The organism is Pseudarthrobacter sp. S3, from assembly GCF_050156905.1.
Lineage (GTDB): Bacteria > Actinomycetota > Actinomycetes > Actinomycetales > Micrococcaceae > Arthrobacter.
Genome location: NZ_CP189583.1, coordinates 310219 through 326048, shown reverse-complemented (window position 1 = coordinate 326048; position 15830 = coordinate 310219). Strand labels below are relative to the sequence as shown.

The 15830-nt window shown below is 63.9% G+C and carries 13 protein-coding genes; 5 read left to right on the top strand and 8 right to left on the bottom strand.

Going from position 1 to position 15830, the window contains the following annotated elements:
* Window positions 1–416 precede the first annotated feature (416 nt).
* The 3 genes from istA (at window position 417) to ACQCSV_RS01615 (ending at window position 4940) form a co-directional block, all read left to right on the top strand.
* Window positions 417–1661, top strand: coding sequence for an IS21 family transposase (gene istA, locus ACQCSV_RS01625; protein WP_426938360.1), 1245 nt, complete (start codon window positions 417–419; stop codon window positions 1659–1661).
* The gene (istB, locus tag ACQCSV_RS01620; protein WP_354223765.1) at window positions 1658–2416 is read left to right on the top strand and encodes an IS21-like element helper ATPase IstB; all 759 of its coding nucleotides are present in this window, start codon (window positions 1658–1660) and stop codon (window positions 2414–2416) included. The genes istA and istB overlap by 4 nt, the downstream gene beginning before the upstream one ends.
* A gap of 286 nt (window positions 2417–2702) precedes the next feature.
* Window positions 2703–4940: a putative transposase gene (locus tag ACQCSV_RS01615; protein WP_426939046.1), complete on the top strand. Its 2238-nt coding sequence runs from the start codon at window positions 2703–2705 to the stop codon at window positions 4938–4940.
* Between the two features lie 69 nt (window positions 4941–5009).
* Here ACQCSV_RS01615 and ACQCSV_RS01610 read toward each other — a convergent pair whose 3' ends face one another.
* The 8 genes from ACQCSV_RS01610 to hxlB form a co-directional block, all read right to left on the bottom strand.
* Window positions 5010–7364, bottom strand: coding sequence for an FdhF/YdeP family oxidoreductase (locus ACQCSV_RS01610; RefSeq protein WP_426939045.1), 2355 nt, complete (start codon window positions 7362–7364; stop codon window positions 5010–5012).
* Window positions 7365–7472: 108 nt separating this feature from the next.
* Window positions 7473–8093 (bottom strand): MBL fold metallo-hydrolase, encoded by a 621-nt coding sequence (locus ACQCSV_RS01605; RefSeq protein ID WP_426939044.1) that lies wholly within the window; start codon window positions 8091–8093, stop codon window positions 7473–7475.
* Complete coding sequence (locus tag ACQCSV_RS01600) at window positions 8090–9196, bottom strand: S-(hydroxymethyl)mycothiol dehydrogenase (RefSeq protein ID WP_354156501.1); 1107 nt, start codon at window positions 9194–9196, stop codon at window positions 8090–8092. The genes ACQCSV_RS01605 and ACQCSV_RS01600 overlap by 4 nt, the downstream gene beginning before the upstream one ends.
* Window positions 9197–9248: 52 nt before the next feature.
* Window positions 9249–10241, bottom strand: coding sequence for a glucose-6-phosphate dehydrogenase assembly protein OpcA (locus ACQCSV_RS01595; protein ID WP_426939043.1), 993 nt, complete (start codon window positions 10239–10241; stop codon window positions 9249–9251).
* The gene (gene zwf, locus ACQCSV_RS01590; RefSeq protein WP_426939042.1) at window positions 10238–11806 is read right to left on the bottom strand and encodes a glucose-6-phosphate dehydrogenase; all 1569 of its coding nucleotides are present in this window, start codon (window positions 11804–11806) and stop codon (window positions 10238–10240) included. Before zwf ends, ACQCSV_RS01595 begins: the two co-directional genes overlap by 4 nt.
* Before the next feature lie 46 nt (window positions 11807–11852).
* Window positions 11853–12068: a hypothetical protein gene (locus ACQCSV_RS01585; RefSeq protein WP_354156482.1), complete on the bottom strand. Its 216-nt coding sequence runs from the start codon at window positions 12066–12068 to the stop codon at window positions 11853–11855.
* Between the two features lie 238 nt (window positions 12069–12306).
* Entirely contained in the window at window positions 12307–12930 is a 624-nt protein-coding gene (hxlA, locus tag ACQCSV_RS01580; RefSeq protein ID WP_354156429.1) for a 3-hexulose-6-phosphate synthase, read from the bottom strand.
* Window positions 12931–12987: 57 nt separating this feature from the next.
* Window positions 12988–13587, bottom strand: a complete 600-nt coding sequence (gene hxlB, locus ACQCSV_RS01575) for a 6-phospho-3-hexuloisomerase (protein ID WP_354156480.1) — start codon at window positions 13585–13587, stop codon at window positions 12988–12990.
* A gap of 482 nt (window positions 13588–14069) precedes the next feature.
* On the opposite strand from hxlB, the gene ACQCSV_RS01570 reads away from it, so the two are divergent.
* On the top strand, window positions 14070–14759 hold the full coding sequence (locus ACQCSV_RS01570) for a FadR/GntR family transcriptional regulator (RefSeq protein ID WP_426939041.1): 690 nt from the start codon (window positions 14070–14072) through the stop codon (window positions 14757–14759).
* On the top strand, window positions 14756–15478 hold the full coding sequence (locus ACQCSV_RS01565) for a cache domain-containing protein (protein WP_426939040.1): 723 nt from the start codon (window positions 14756–14758) through the stop codon (window positions 15476–15478). The genes ACQCSV_RS01570 and ACQCSV_RS01565 overlap by 4 nt, the downstream gene beginning before the upstream one ends.
* Window positions 15479–15830 lie beyond the last annotated feature (352 nt).

Genomic DNA, 15830 nt, shown 5'->3' with positions numbered 1-15830 from the left:
GCCGGGAAACGGTCGCTGAAAGTGATGGCGAAGGCGTTCAAAGCGGGCTTCGTGCGCGGTGAGTCGCTGTTGATTCGAGTGGAGGTGAGAGACCACCACCGCCAGACGGTCGCAGCGGGCCTGGCAGGAGCTGAGGGCAGTCTGTTCCGGGAGGCGCCAGTATGGGTGGGAGCAGCCCTGACAAAGCCGGGGCGCCGTATTAACAACTACCACTGGTGCACGTGGTCCCATACTCGTGGCAAAGCGGTGGTCCCATCCCGCTGGCAAGCGACAGGAAACTCCCGGGAGCTGTGAAGCCGGTGACCGGGAGGCTGTGGGGAATGTCTGCGGCGTACCGACAGCGAGGCCTGTTAACGCCAACCGAAAATAGGGCCAGGAACGCCAACTGAAAATAGGGCCACCGACCATTATGGAAGGTGATCAATTTGGATGATTGGGCGGAGATACGCCACCTGTTTTCGACGGGCAAGCACTCGAAGCGTGAGATCGGCAGGATCGTGGGGGTTTCCCGCGGAACGGTGGATCGGGCTTTGGAGTCGGACCGGGCGCCGAAGTATCAGCGGGCGGCCGGGGTGTCGAGTTTTGATGCGTTTGCTCCCAGGGTGCGTGAGTTGTTGGTGAAGACGCCGACGATGCCGGCAGCGACGCTGGCGGAGCGGGTGGGTTGGTCTGGTTCCGCGTCGTTGTTCCGGGCGAAGGTCGCCGCGATCCGGCCTGAATACGCCCCGCCTGACCCGGCCGACCGTCTGGTCCACGAGCCGGGGTTCCAGGTGCAGTGCGATCTCTGGTTCCCGCACGAGCCGCTGCCCGTCGGTGCGGGCCAGAACGACACGCCACCGGTGCTGGTGATGACCTCGGCGTTCTCGGGATTCATCCAGGCACGGATGCTGCCGTCGCGGACGACGCCGGATCTTCTGGGCGGGATGTGGACTCTGCTGCAGGACGCTCAGGCGGTTCCGTCGCGGCTGTTGTGGGACAACGAGTCCGGCATCGGCCGGCGCAAACCGACGGAGCCGGTGGCGGCGTTCGCCGGGTCCCTAGGACTGGAGATTAAGCTGCTTCCGCCGCGAGATCCGGAGTCCAAGGGCATGGTCGAACGGATGAACAGGTTCTTCCGTCAACGGTTCATGCCGGGCCGGGACTTCCGCTCACCAGCGGATTTCAACGGCCAGCTGGAGGACTGGCTGCCCAAGGCCAATCACCGGTACTCGCGGTCCCGCCACGGCCGCCCTGACGAGCTGATCGTCCTGGACCGGGAGAGGATGCGGGAACTGCCGCCGGTGACCCCGGAGGCGGTGTTCCGCAACGCGGTGCGGCTCCCGCGGGATTACTACGTGCGGGTGTTCTCCAACGACTATTCCGTGGACCCTTCGTTCATTGGGAGGATCGTGGATGTCACTGCTGATCTGGACACTGTCTGGGTCACTCATGAGGGTGTCATCATCGCCACCCATGTCCGGGCATGGGCCCGGCACCTGGTCCTGACCGATCCGGCCCATGTGGCCCGCGCGGCGGTCATGCGCCGGGACTTCCGGACCCAGCGGGTGCACCGCCCCGAACCCGAGGAAGCGGTGGAGGTGCGGGATCTGGCCGCCTACGACGAGATCTTCGGCATCGACCTCGGCCAGCAGCCGAACCTGGTCCTGGAGGTGGCGTCATGAGCGGGACACCGTCACAGATCGAGTACTACGCCCGGGCCCTGCGTGCACCGCGGATCAGCGATGGGTTCCGCCGGCTCGGGGACCAGGCCCGGGACGCCGGCTGGTCCCATGAGGAGTACCTGGCCGCGGTCCTCTCCCGGGAAGTCTCCGAACGCGAAGCCTCCGGCGCGGCAACACGGATCAAGGCCGCACGGTTCCCGGCCCACAAGGACCTGGAGGAGTTCAACTTCGACCATCAGCCCTCCGCGGACCGGAACCTCATCGCGCACCTGGGCACCGGGGTGTTCCTCTCCGAGGCCAAAAACGTGGTCCTCCTCGGGCCGCCCGGCACCGGCAAAACGCACCTCGCGGTCGGCATCGGCATCAAGGCAGCCAAGGCCGGGCAGCGGGTCCTCTTCGACTCCGCCACGGGCTGGGTCGCCCGACTGCAGGAGGCCCACTCCCGAGGGAAACTCGCCCAGGAACTGGTCAAACTCCGCCGCTACGGGCTCCTCATAATTGACGAAGTAGGCTACATCCCGTTCGATCAGGACGCCGCGAACCTGTTCTTCCAGCTCGTCTCGAGCCGCTACGAACACGCGTCCATGATTCTGACGTCTAACCTCCCGTTCGCCCGCTGGGGCGACGTCTTCGGAGACCTGACCATCGCCTCGGCCATGATCGACCGGATCGTCCACCACGCCGACGTCATCAGCCTCAAAGGCAACAGCTACCGCCTCAAAAAACACCAACCTGCCGCCAGTACGGCACAATAGAACAACAACCCGTGGCCCCGTTCTCAATTGGCACTATTGGCCCTATTTTCGGTTGGCGTTAACAAGGCCGCTGGGGCGGAGTCGGGCTCCTACTCCGACAGCACCTCAGCACCACCAAAACGCGCTCCCCCGGCACCAGGGCTCCTGACACAGGAGGATGCTGGGGAGTGACTTCCGCGTGATTCCGGTGCTTTTGTTACGTGATGGGCTGTTAATTTTCCCCTGTTTGCGATAAAATCTAGACAAGATAATTGATCGTGATGAGCGGGGTGGGAAGATGGGTGCGATGACTGCTCAGCTGCCTCTTCCTGCCTCGATGGACGCCGGAGCCGTCCCGATAGGCGCCGCCGCGTCGCTGGTCGAAGACGAGGACGGCGGCCGGGTTTTCGTCCATGGCGAGCTCTCCTACGGTTGGGACGCCGGGGATTCGGTGTCCCGTCGGTTCGCAGCGGCGAAACTGGCGGACATCAAAGCCGGTTCGGTCGCTGAGGTGGCTACCGCGTTCGGGGTGGATCCGGGCACGTTATGGCGGTGGCGCCAGGATCTGAGCGCGGCCGGGGTGCTGGGGTTGGCCCCGGAAAAGTCCGGTCCGAAAGGGCCCAGCCGGCTGACGGACGCCGTGATGTCCCGGATCCGTTCCCTTCGTGCGACGGGATTATCCCTGCGCGCTGTGGGAGCGGCTGTGGGCGTCTCCGAATTCAGTGTCCGCCGCACCCTGGCCATGGAAACCCCGGCCCCGGAAGAGCCGGCTGCTGCGCACCCGGGTCCTCCGGTAACGGAGCCGGTCCAAGAGGAGTTGCCGGTGCTCCCTGCACCGCTGGACCGGTCCGGAGAACGGGCGTGGGCCCGGACCGGGTTGGTCCAGTGCGCGGCACCGGTGTTCGCACCCGCAGCCCGGGTGCCGCTGGCCGGGCTGTTCCTGGCCCTGCCCGCCCTGGAAACCACGGGACTTTTGGAGTGCGCGAAGGAGGTCTTCGGGGCTTTGCCGAACGGGTTTTACGGGTTGGAGACCATCCTGACCGGCGCCGTGTTCCAGGCGTTGGCGGGGGAACCACGCGCCGAGGGGATCACCCGGATCGACCCGGCAGCTTTGGGCAGGGTCCTGGGCCTGGACCGGGCACCCGAAGTGAAGACCCTCCGCCGTAAAACCGCCGCCCTCGCCAGCAGAGGCAAGGCCGGGGACCTGCTGACCGCCATGGCTGCCAGACACCTCAATGGCAGTCACGGAGAGGGCGGGGATCTGGCTGCTGTGCTCTATGTTGATGGGCATGTCCGCGCCTACCAGGGCACGCGGAAGATTGGGAAGGTCCATTCGACGAGGTTGAAGTTCCCGGTCCCGGCGACCGAGGAAACCTGGGTCGCCGACGCGGCCGGCGCCCCCGTGCTGGTGGTCATGGCCGAGCCCGGGGCAGCCCTGACGGGTGAACTGCGCCGGCTCCTGCCGAGACTGCGCACCATCGTCGGCGATGACCGGAGGGTGCTGGTCGGTTTTGACCGCGGAGGCTGGTCCCCGGCACTCTTCAAACACATGGCAGAGAACAACTTCGATGTGTTGACGTGGCGCAAAGGCATCACCGAGGACATCGGGCCCTCCCACTTTGCCGAGGTCACCCACACCGACGGGCACGGGCAAACCCGGGCGTGGGAAGCCGCGGACACCCAGGTTGAGGTGCCCGTCGGGACCACCGGGGAAGTGTTTCCGATGCGCCAGCTCAGCCGCCAGGTCAACACTCCCGGCGGCGGGTCCCGGCAGATCCACATCCTCACCACCAACACCAACATGCCCGCCGGGGAAATCATCTACCGGATGGGCGCGAGGTGGCGGCAGGAAAACTATTTCCGCTACGCCCGGATCCGTTTCGCGCTGGATTCGCACGACGCCTACACATCCACTGATGATGATTCGGAGCGGTCCGTGCCGAACCCGGCCAAACGCCTCGCCTACCAGCAGGTCCTCGCCGCCAGGACCCGGTACGAGAAGACCCTGGCCGAGACCGACGCCGCGATGCTCGCGGCCCGCACCCCGCCGCCGGGAACATCCACGGTCCTGATCACGAACACCATGCACAACAAGATCACCGCGGACCTGCTGACCGCTGAAACCGCTCTCGATACCGCGCAGGCAGCCCACCGGCAGATCCCGGCCCGGGTACCGCTGGGCGAGATCGCCGCGGGACAGCAGGTCCTGGAGACCGAAACGAAACTGCTCACCCACGCGATCCGGATGGCCGCGTTCAACACCGGATCGTCCCTGGCCAGGGAGGTCCGGACCAACACCGGCTACGCCCGCGGCGAGGACGAAGCCCACGCCCTGATCCGGCAGGCCCTCACCGGCAGCGGCGACATCGACCCCCGCATCGACGGCTACCTCACCATCCGTCTCGATCCGCTCCCCACCCAACGGGCAACCACCGCGATCAGCGAGCTCTGCACCCACCTCAACACCACCGAAACCCGTTACCCGGGCACGGACCGGATCCTACGATTCGAAATCAAAAACAAAGAAACGTCACTCAAAAACTAAATCGCTACGTCCAGAGTCCTGGGCACCAGGCTCACCAGGTCAGGAGCCCCTGGGGCGTTCTGCTGCTCCCTAGACGGCAGCGGCAGCCTCAAGGGAAGCCGATTCAACGGCCACTCCGGCTTCACCCGGGTGTGGCACGAACCGGACGAACATTGCTTTGAAGCCGGGGGTGTTGGATTCCCTGGCGACATTTTCCTTGTGGACCAGGGCGTTGGCTTCGGGGAAGTACGCCGCGGCGCAGCCCTTCGCCGTCGGGTAGGCCACCAGGCGGAACTTGTCCGCCTGCCGGTCGTGGTCGCGGAAGGTGCTCACCACATCCACCAAGTCCCGGTCCTTGAAACCGAGTTCTGCCAGGTCCTCAGGGTGAACCAGAATCACGCGCCGGCCGCCCGAAATGCCGCGGTACCGGTCATCCAGGCCATAGAACGTGGTGTTGTACTGGTCATGGCTGCGGATGGTTTGCAGTACCAGGTGGCCCTCCGGCGGGGTCAGGTATTCCAGCGGGCTGACCGTGAAGCGGCCGCGCCCGATGTCCGTCTTGAACGAGCGGGTGTCCCGCGGCGGGTTAGGCAGCACAAAGCCGTTTTTAGTCCGGACCCTGGCATTAAAGTCTTCGAAGCCGGGCAGGACGCGGGAGATATGGTCACGGACCACGTCATAGTCCTCGGCCATCGCCTTCCAGGCCACATGGTGGTCCGGCCCGAAGGTGGCCTCTGCCATTCGCGCCACGATGACCGGTTCGGCGAGCAGGTGATCGGAGACCGGCACCAGCCTGCCCTGGGTGGAGTGGACCACGGACATGGAGTCCTCCACGGACAGGAACTGCGCGCCTTTGGGATGCTTGTCATCCTTGTCGGTCCGGCCCAGCGTGGGCAGAATCAGGGACGTACGGCCATGCACCACATGGGACCTGTTCGGCTTGGTGGAGATGTGCACCGTCAGGCCGATCCGCTGCATACCCGCTTCCAGGGTTTCGGTGTCCGAGCAGGCGAGCGAGAAGTTGCCGCCCATGGAGACAAAAACGTCCACCTCGTCACGCTCGAACGCCTCCATGGCTTCCACCGCATCGTGTCCGTGGTGCCGCGGGGACCGGATACCGAACTCGGTGTCCAGTGCCTCGAGCAGCCATTCCTTCGGTTTCTCCCAGATGCCCATGGTCCGGTCGCCCTGGACGTTGGAGTGGCCGCGGACCGGGCAGGCGCCGGCGCCGGTCTTGCCGAAGTTGCCCTGAAGGAGCAGGACGTTGACCATTTCCTTAATGGTGTCCACCGAGTGCGGCTGCTGCGTGACACCGAGGGCCCAGCAGAAGATGGTGGCCTTGGACCGGACCAGCATCCCGGCTACGGTTTCGATCTGTTCCCGGGACAAGCCCGTGGCTTTCTCAGTGTCCGCCCAGTCCAGCTCGCCGCGGGCGTCGCGGTAGGCATCGAACCCGTCGGTTTGAGCGTCAACAAATGAGCGGTCGACGACGGTGCCCGGGTTCCGTTCCTCCTCCGCCAGGAGCAGGTGGCCCAGTGCCTGGAACAGTGCCAGGTCACCGCCCACCTTGATCTGAAGATACTCATCGGCCAGCGGCGTGCCGCCGCCCACCACGCCCGAGACGGTCTGCGGATCCTTGAAGTTGAACAGCCCGGCCTCCGGCAGTGGGTTGACCGCCACCACCTTGCCGCCCTTGTCCTTACACTCCTTCAACGCCGAGAGCATGCGGGGGTGGTTGGTGCCGGGGTTCTGCCCTACGACGAAGATCAGTTCGGAGTCGTGGATGTCCTCCAGGGACACGGTCCCTTTGCCGATGCCGATGGTCGGGTTCAGCGCCGAGCCCGAGGACTCGTGGCACATGTTGGAACAGTCCGGCAGGTTGTTCGTGCCGAGGGCCCGCGCGAACAACTGGTACATAAACGCCGTCTCGTTCGCCGTGCGGCCGGACGTGTAGAAGACGCACCGGTCCGGCGTGGAGGCCCGGATGTGCTCGCCAATCAGGTCGAACGCTTCGGCCCAGGAGATCGGCGAATAGTGGGTCTCCCCTTCCCGGATCACCACCGGCTCGCTCAGCCGGCCCTGGTTACCGAGCCAGTACTCCGTTTTCCCGGACAGTTTGGCGATGGAATGCCTGGCCCAGAACTCTGCCCCAACCGTGCGGAGGGTGTTCTCCTCAGCCACGGCTTTGGCACCGTTCTCGCAGAACTCGGCCGCCTTGCGCTTCGTGGCAGATTCCGGCCACGCGCAGCCCGGGCAGTCAAACCCGCCCTGCTGATTCAGCCGCAGCAGGGACTGCGCCGTCCGTGTCACGCCAGCCTGGGCCACGGCCCGCTCCAGTGCCACCATCACGGCTTTGACTCCGGCCGCTTCCGTTTTGGGTTTGTGGACTGCGAGGTTGTCCTCGTTGATGTCTGCGACGGGGGCTGGCTGCTTACCGAACTTCATTGGTCCAACTTCCTTTGCGGCTCGCGCCGTTCATGTCCAAAACGCCCATTGAGGCGCGCCAGCTGTCCTGGCGCGCCTCAACGGGATGCTGCTGTTCAAGGGCCCTGCTTACCGGGAAACCTTAGCCAGCGTTTCCCGTTCAGCTCCGATCGTAGTGTGGTCGCCGTGGCCTGTGCGAACCACCGTCTCGGCCGGGAGCGTCAAAAGACGTTCCCTGATGGACATCAGGATCGTGGGGTAGTCGCTGTAGGAGCGTCCCGTCGCTCCCGGTCCACCGTTAAAGAGGGTGTCGCCGGTGAAGACGGTTCCCTCGCTCTCGAGGTAAAAGCAGGTGGAGCCCGGGGAATGGCCCGGGGTGTGGATGGCCAACAGCGCGGTGCCACCCACCTCGAACACGTCACCGTCCCCGTGGTACCGGTCCGGTTCAGAATCAGGGTAGACCTGCTTCCAGAGGACCAGGTCGTCCGGGTTCAGGACTATCGGGGCGCCGACAGCGTCCGCGACCTGCCGCGCGGCGCCAATGTGGTCATTGTGTGCGTGGGTCAGCAGGATGGCCAGGACTTTCCGGCCGCGGACCTGGTTGATGATCGCCTCGGCGTCATGCGGGCAGTCGATGATCACGCACTCATCCTCGTTGCCCACGATCCAGACGTTGTTGTCCACGTCCCAGGTGCCGCCGTCGAGCGTAAAAGTGCCCGAGGTGACCAGGTTTTCGATGGTGACTGTCATGAGAGCTCCTTCAGAGTCTGTACTTCAACAACCGAGCGCAGAATCTTGCCCTCGTGCATCCTGGCAAAGGCGTCCTCCACCTGATCGATGGTGATCCGTTCGGTGACGAAGGCATCCAGGTCAAGGTTGCCCTGCTTGTAGTGCGCCACGAGCATCGGGAAATCGCGGGAAGGCAGGCAGTCCCCGTACCAGGAGGACTTCAGCGACCCGCCCCGCCCAAAGACGTCCAGCAGTGGCAGTTCAAGCAACATGCCCGGCGTCGGGACACCCACCAGCACCACGCGGCCGGCGAGATCGCGGGCGTAAAACGCCTGCTTGTAGGTTTCAGGACGTCCGACGGCGTCAATCACCACGTCCGCTCCGTTGCCGTTCGTGAATGCCCGGATGGCCTCGATGGGGTCTTCCTCGCCGGAATTCACCCCGTGGGTGGCTCCAAGGGACTTAGCCATCTCCACCTTGTTGGCGTCGATGTCCACCGCAATGATCGTGGTGGCACCTGCGAGCCTTGCGCCGGCAATCGCGGCGATGCCCACGCCGCCGCAGCCGATCACGGCTACGGATTCGCCGCGCTTGACCTCGCCCGTGTTAATGGCGGCACCGATGCCGGCCATCACACCGCAGCCGAGCAGCCCGACGGCGGCAGGATCGACGTCGTCATCAATCTTTGTGCACTGCCCGGCAGCAACCAGCGTCTTTTCCGCGAAGGCGCCAATGCCCAGCGAGGGAGAGAGTTCCGTACCGTCCTCGAGCGTCATTTTCTGCGTGGCATTGTGCGTGTTGAAGCAGTACTGCGGCTGGCCCTTGGCACATGCCCGGCACTCACCGCAGACAGCACGCCAGTTCAGGATCACTCGGTCGCCGGGGGCCACCTCGGTGACGCCGGGACCGACGGCGCTGACCACACCGGTGGCCTCGTGGCCCAACAGGTAGGGGAACTCATCGCCGATGCCGCCTTGCTTGTAATGCAGGTCGGTGTGGCAGACCCCGCAGGTGAGAATGTCCACCAGGGCCTCCCCCGGCCCGGGATCCGGGACCAGGATAGTCTCCACCGAAACCGGGGCATTCTTCTCCCTGGCGATGACCGCTTTGACTTTGTGAACCATTACTTTGTGTTCCTTTTCTGGATCCGGGTGGATCTGGTGAGTCGGGGTCCCTTTATACGGCGATCAGTGACACGCGGTCCCGGTTACGTTCTGGCTCCCCGCTGCAGGTGAATGTCACGCTGCTGGCTTGATGCACTCTGGAACTACCTAGACTGCGAACCGTTTCGCCGAATACTTCGTCGGGGTCGAGGCGGCGGAGTTCTTCGGCGAGGCAGTCTTTGAGGCTGCGGCGTGGCAGGGAGATGCGTTGCGCGGGCTGGCCGGGCTGGGTGAGTTCCGCGACGGAGAGTCCGGGGCGGAAGAGCTGCACGTCGCCGGTGTGGCGGGTGAGCCTTACCCGGCGGATGCCGGTCCCGGCGGGGTCCGCGACGATGGTCACGGGCGCGTCCAGGGCCAGGGTCAGCCAGGCCGCGAGCAGGATCGTGGACGGGGAGTCGGAAGCGCCTTCGACGGCCACGGCGGTGACGGGTGAGGAGTCCACCTGGTCCAGGACCGCCGCGAGTTGGATCCGCCAGTTCGTCAGCCGGGTCCAGGCGAGGTCGGTGTCCCCGGCCTTGTAGGTGGCCCGAATGTTTTCCAGCGCCAGTTGAGGATCTGTTTCGTTCGCGGAGTCGGTGATCCGGCGGTGCGCGATCCGGCCCACGGAGGTTTCGCAGGCGTTCGCCGGTGCCCCGTGCGGCCACCAGGCCACGATCGGGGCGTCCGGGAGCAGCAGGGCCGCGACGAGGGATTCGGACTCGTGGGCGAGTTCGCCGTAGCCGCGGAGCACGATGACCTCCGAGGCGCCGGCGTCCCCACCGACCCGGATCTGCGCGTCGAGCCGGTCCGGGGCCTCAGAGCCGGCGTCAGCGAGGACGATGATCCGGCAGGGGTGTTCACGGCTGGCCTCGTTCGCGGCCTCGATCGCTTCTTCCTCGAGCCCGGACCGGGTCACGACCACCAGGGTCAGGACCCGGCCCAGGGCGATCACACCGCCCTGCTCGCGCAAGGAGGTGATCTTCTTGGAAATCTTCGAGGTGGTGGTGTCCGGCAAATCTACAATCATGGCCTTCTCCAGGTTCGTCCGTCGCGGGCAAGGAGCTCGTCCGCCGAAGCAGGGCCCCAGGACCCCGGGGCGTAGGGTTCGGGCTGTTCAGTGAGCCCGGCCCAGTAATCTTCAAAAGGATCCAGGATCTTCCAGGACAGCTCCACCTCCGCGTGCCGCGGGAACAACGGCGGCTCGCCCAGGAGCACATCGAGGATCAGCCGCTCATACGCTTCCGGAGACGATTCGGTAAAGGAATGCCCGTACCCGAAGTCCATGGTCACGTCCCGGACTTCCATCTGCGTGCCCGGGACCTTGGACCCGAACCGGATCGTCGCACCCTCATCGGGCTGGACCCGGATCACCACCGCGTTCTGGCCGAAGTCATCCTCACCATGGTCACGGAAGAGCAGGTTCGGGGCGCGTTTGAACACCACCGCGATCTCGGTCACCCGCCTCCCCAAACGCTTACCCGCCCGCAAATAGAACGGCACACCGGCCCAGCGGCGGGTATGGATATCGACCCGGATCGCAGCGAACGTCTCGGTCTTCGAATCCGCCGGGATACCCTCTTCCGCCAGATAACCCTGGACCTGTTCCCCGCCCTGCCAGCCACCGGCGAACTGCCCGCGCGCCGAATGCGTCGACAAATCCTCCGGGAGTTTCACCGCGGCAAGGACCTTTTCCTTCTCCGCCCGCAGATCGTCCGCGTTAAAGGAAATCGGCTCCTCCATCGCCGTCAGCGCCAGCAACTGCAGCAGATGGTTCTGGATCACGTCCCGGGCCGCACCCACGCCGTCGTAATACCCGGCCCGGCCGCCCGTGCCGATGTCCTCGGCCATCGTGATCTGGACGTGGTCCACGTAGTTCGCGTTCCACAACGGCTCGAACAACTGGTTCGCGAACCGCAACGCCAGGATGTTCTGGACCGTTTCCTTCCCCAGGTAATGATCGATCCGGAACACCGCATCCGGCGGGAACACCGACTCCACAATGTCGTTGAGCTGCCGGGCAGAGTCCAGATCATGCCCGAACGGTTTCTCGATCACCACCCGCCGCCATTTCTCACCCTCGGCCTGCGCGAGCCCATGCTTGGAAAGCTGCCGGCAGACCTGCTCAAACGCCTTCGGCGGAATCGAGAGGTAAAACGCGTGATTACCCCGCGTTCCCCGAGTCTGATCGAGCTCATCAATGACTTCACCGAGCCGCTCAAACGAATCATCGCCGTCGAACTCGCCCTGGACAAAACGGATACCCTCGGCGAGCTGGTCCCACACCGCCCCATCAAACGGGGTCCGCGCATACGCCTGAACCGAAGCCTTCACCTCGGCAGCGAACTCCGCGTCCGACCAGGAGCGGCGGCCGAAACCCACCAACGCGAAACTCGGCGGCAACAACCCACGGTTCGCCAGGTCATACACCGCCGGCATGAGCTTCTTACGGGCAAGGTCACCGGTCACTCCAAAGAGCACCAACGAGGACGGACCGGCAATCCGATTCAGTCGACGATCCCGCGGATCCCGCAACGGATTGGCCCGGGACTTGTGCCCGAGCCTCGCACTTGAATCAACGTTGGTAAGTGACATGGTGGCTTCTAACTTTCGACAGGGTGGTGCGGCCGCGGACCGGCGGTTAGGAGAGGATCAGCTCGCGGGTCTCACCGTAGGGAACGGTGTCGCTAAGCGCAAGGGTGTACCGGCCGGGAGTGTGGCGGGTGACCAGAATGCCCGAATAGCCGTGGGACCTGGCTACTTGCCGGAGGGCGGCCTCGGCATCGTCGAGCGATTCGTAAAGACGGCTCGGCTCGGTTACAACTACTTCCAAATTGTGTGTGGCCTGACTACGCATGATGAACAGTTCCTTCCCATGGGGTTGAGTGGGCCCATGCGCCAACCCCACATCATTTGGGGCGTGGTGTCCTTGGAATCGAATTCAGCACTGAACCGTACTGCCCGCGGGGACGTATCTCCGCGGGCAGTACAGATAAAGATATTCCGGGCTGCAGGCCCCAAACACAAGGTCCTGGAGCCAGGAGGTGGCGTCCCGCGGCTGTTAGGAGTGCGGGACGACACCGTCAACCGGCTGGTTAGTTGATGGCGGCGCGGAGCTGCTTGGCTGCCAGTGCGGGGTCGGCTGCACCGTAGATGGCGCCGCCGGCGACGGCGACATCGGCGCCGGCCTTCTGGACGTCTGCGATGGTGGCGAGCTTCACGCCGCCTGCTACGGAGAACGGAACGCGGGCTTCGGCGCCGGCGCGGAGCAGGCCGTTCAGGTCGAAGCCGGGCTTTGCCTGCTCGTCGAGACCGGCGTGCATCTCAACGAACTTCGCACCCAGGGCGCGGACTTCCTTGGCACGGGTGACCTTGTCTGCGATGCCGATGAGGTCAACGACGATGCCCTTGTTGTGGGCTTTGGCTGCCTTGACGGCGCCAGCGATGGTGGAGTCGTCGGCTGCACCGAGCACGGTGACCAGGTCAGCGCCGGCCTTGAACGCGATGTCGGCTTCGAGTTCGCCAGCGTCCATGGTCTTCAGGTCAGCGAAGACTACCTTGTCCGGGTGGGCGTTCTTGATCGCGGTGATGACGGAGAGGCCTTCGGCCTTGATCAGCGGGGTACCGAGCTCGATGATGTCAACGAATTCGGCGACCTGGCCAGCGAGTTCGAGGGCGGCTTCGGTGGTCAGGAGGTCAATAGCAACTTGGAGCTTCATGGTGTTGTTTTCTTTCTGTCGTGAACTACAGGTGGGTGTGGAAAATTGAGGGTTCGATTATTCGAGATTGGCGTGCCTGAGCCAAAGCTCTTCGGCCGGTACATCGGTGTTGTCCCACAGGGACTGGAACAGTGCTTCAGTGGCGAGGAACAGTACCTGCTCGAAGAGAGAGCCGGAGTACTGGCGCGAAACGCTGGAGCCGTGGTCGGTCTTCTGTGCGGCGGGAATGATCACCACCGAGTCAGCGAGCCCGGCGAGAGGTGAACTCGGGTTGGTGGTGAACGCGGCAATCCGCGCTCCGGCCTTCGCCGCTGTTTCTGCTGACTTGACTACTCCCGAGGTCGTTCCCGATCCCGAGGCCACCATGAGCAGGTCACCGGAGGCGATTGCGGGCGTGGTGGTGTCACCGGCGATGTGGACGTTCAGGCCAAGGTGCATCAGCCTCATGGCGGCCATCCGCAGGACCAGGCCGCTTCGGCCGGCTCCGGCGACGAATACCCGGCCAGGGTGGCTAAGGTGGCGGGCCACGTCGGCGATCTGCTGCTCGTCGATCTTGGCCGCTGTCTCCGCGATCTCGTCCTGTACAAGAGCGAGATTCCGGACAATGTCACCGGTGGTGCTGTATCCGGTGAGCGTTGCATTTGCTGTCGGAGTCACGTTTTGTCCCTTCCATTCGGTCGTCGGCCGGGATCCGGTCGAACGATGCTTTGTGGTTGGTATCCATACTCCCGAAGCGAAGGGGCGGGGGAAACTCTGTTTTCTGACGGTTCTGACTACACTTTAGGATTGGGCGTTGCCGGCGGCCGGTGACTGAGTCAGCAACCAACCACCCGCTCGCCAAGGCGTGATGGCCGTAAAGCGCAGGCCTGAATGAACGCCAAGTCGTCGGTGGCCGTAAAGCGCAGGCCTGAATGAACGCCAAGTCGTCGGTGGGTTATCCTTCTGAAAGCCGCAGTTTTGAAGGATTCATTGCATAGACTCTGAAGAGTAAGTTAAATCCTTAACGCGCTGTTCAGACTGCTTGTTTCTTGACCGACCTCTAGCCCATATCTCCGGAGCGCAGACTTTTGGCCTCGCCGTCCTCATTCCAGTCCCAGATATATCGGTCCCTGCCGGAAATCGAGAGGGCCGATGCGATCGTGGACAGAATTACCAAGGCCATCGCCCTCGGGCTGCTCAAAGTGGGTGAACGGCTGCCTCCCGAAGCGGCACTCTCGGACATGTTTGGGGTCGGCGGCGCCACACTTCGCGAAGCTTTGGCGGAACTGCGCGAGCAGGGAGTCGTGGAGACCCGCAGAGGCCGGAGCGGGGGGACCTTCGTCGTCAATCAGCCTCAAACTCAGGCCGACACCATACGGGAGTGGTTTCTCTTGACGTCTATTTCGGAAATACGAGACATCGGAGACGAACACTCCGCCATAGCCGCCGCGACTGTCCGTCTGGCTTGTGTGCGAGCGGAAGCACACGACGTCGACCGTCTTCAGGAACTTGCGCGGGCATTGGTTCTGGCCACGACCCCCGAAGTGCGTGCATCTGCTGACAGTCGCTTCCACATCGAGTTGGCAGTCTCCGCGCAATCACCGAGGCTTGCCAATGCCGAAATCCGGCTTCAGGAGGAAACAGTCCAACAGCTATGGACCCCTCTCGCCGTAGCATTCGACCCTGAAACGGCAACCGCTGAACACATGCAACTGGTCCGGGCCGTGGCCCAAGACCAGCCCGAAGAGGCCCAGAAACTGGTCCTTGAACACATCAGGCGAAACATTTTTCACCTGATCGACAAGAAGCTCACCCTCGGCTACGCCCAATCAAACCAGGATAGTCAATGAAGCCCACAACCGAAGTCGCACATGCTGCCAACGCGCTTTCTTCCTGGATAATCGGCGTCTGCACGGAGGTCACCAAACTCTCCAGCGACGTCGCTTCCCTGCTTGAGCGAAATCTCGTCGCCAAGTCCAAGGTCACCAAGGTTGCACTGCTCGGATTGGACGAGCTCTCACGGGAGTTCCTGACCAAGAACACCTTTGCTGTCGGCGGCGGGACCTTCCTCGCCGCAGAAGCCGTTAAGAAGGGCGGTCGGGCTTTGGAATGGTGGTCCCGCAAGGACTCCGGGGCCATCGGAAGGCTTGACTTCGATCTGACTCCAGGCAGCAATCGATACTACGACTACGAGAAGCTACCGTTCTTCTCGACCGCCGCTTCCACAGGTGAACAGACCCTTTGGGGCCCGTACATAGACTATCTCGGCTTCGAGGAATACATTCTTACGTTCGCGGCACCGTTTTCCGTCCATGGAAAGTTTGCGGGGGTGGCGGGATGCGACATTCGGATCAAGGACCTCGAACCCCTCATCATGCCAAACCTGCTCGTTATCCCAGGCGATGCCGCCCTCATCAACGCCAGCAACCGCGTCATTCTTGGCAACTCCGGGATGTACTTGGTTGGCGAGCGGATCAAATCCGGATCTCCAGACCAGCACCGACTGGCTCTGGATGTTCCTCACCTGGGGCTCGCATTGATCTATACCACCCAGCCTCAGACCTCCTGAAGTAGGACAGTGGAACGTTGGTAAAGTTCACGCCGTGGTGATCTGGTATGCCAGTGCCCGGGTCCCCGTTACCAGGGGAGCCTGGAAGGTGTGCTGTGAGCACCTCGACGCCTGGGCCGGTTCATGACTGTCTTTTTTGCGATCCCTGGCGTTCAAGCTCGGGCGTGTCCGCCGGCTGGACACGGTGGCTTCCCGCCAGCTGGCGAGGGCGGCGGCGTGCGTTCAGCGGAGGAGTTGGTGGGGTCTGGACGTGGACGACCGGCGCTACCAACCTCAACGTCCAGTGAGGCTTCGCCTCTGACCGCCGAGGTGGTTGGTTAGCTGTCGGTGATGACGCTCGGTCCGCTGCGGT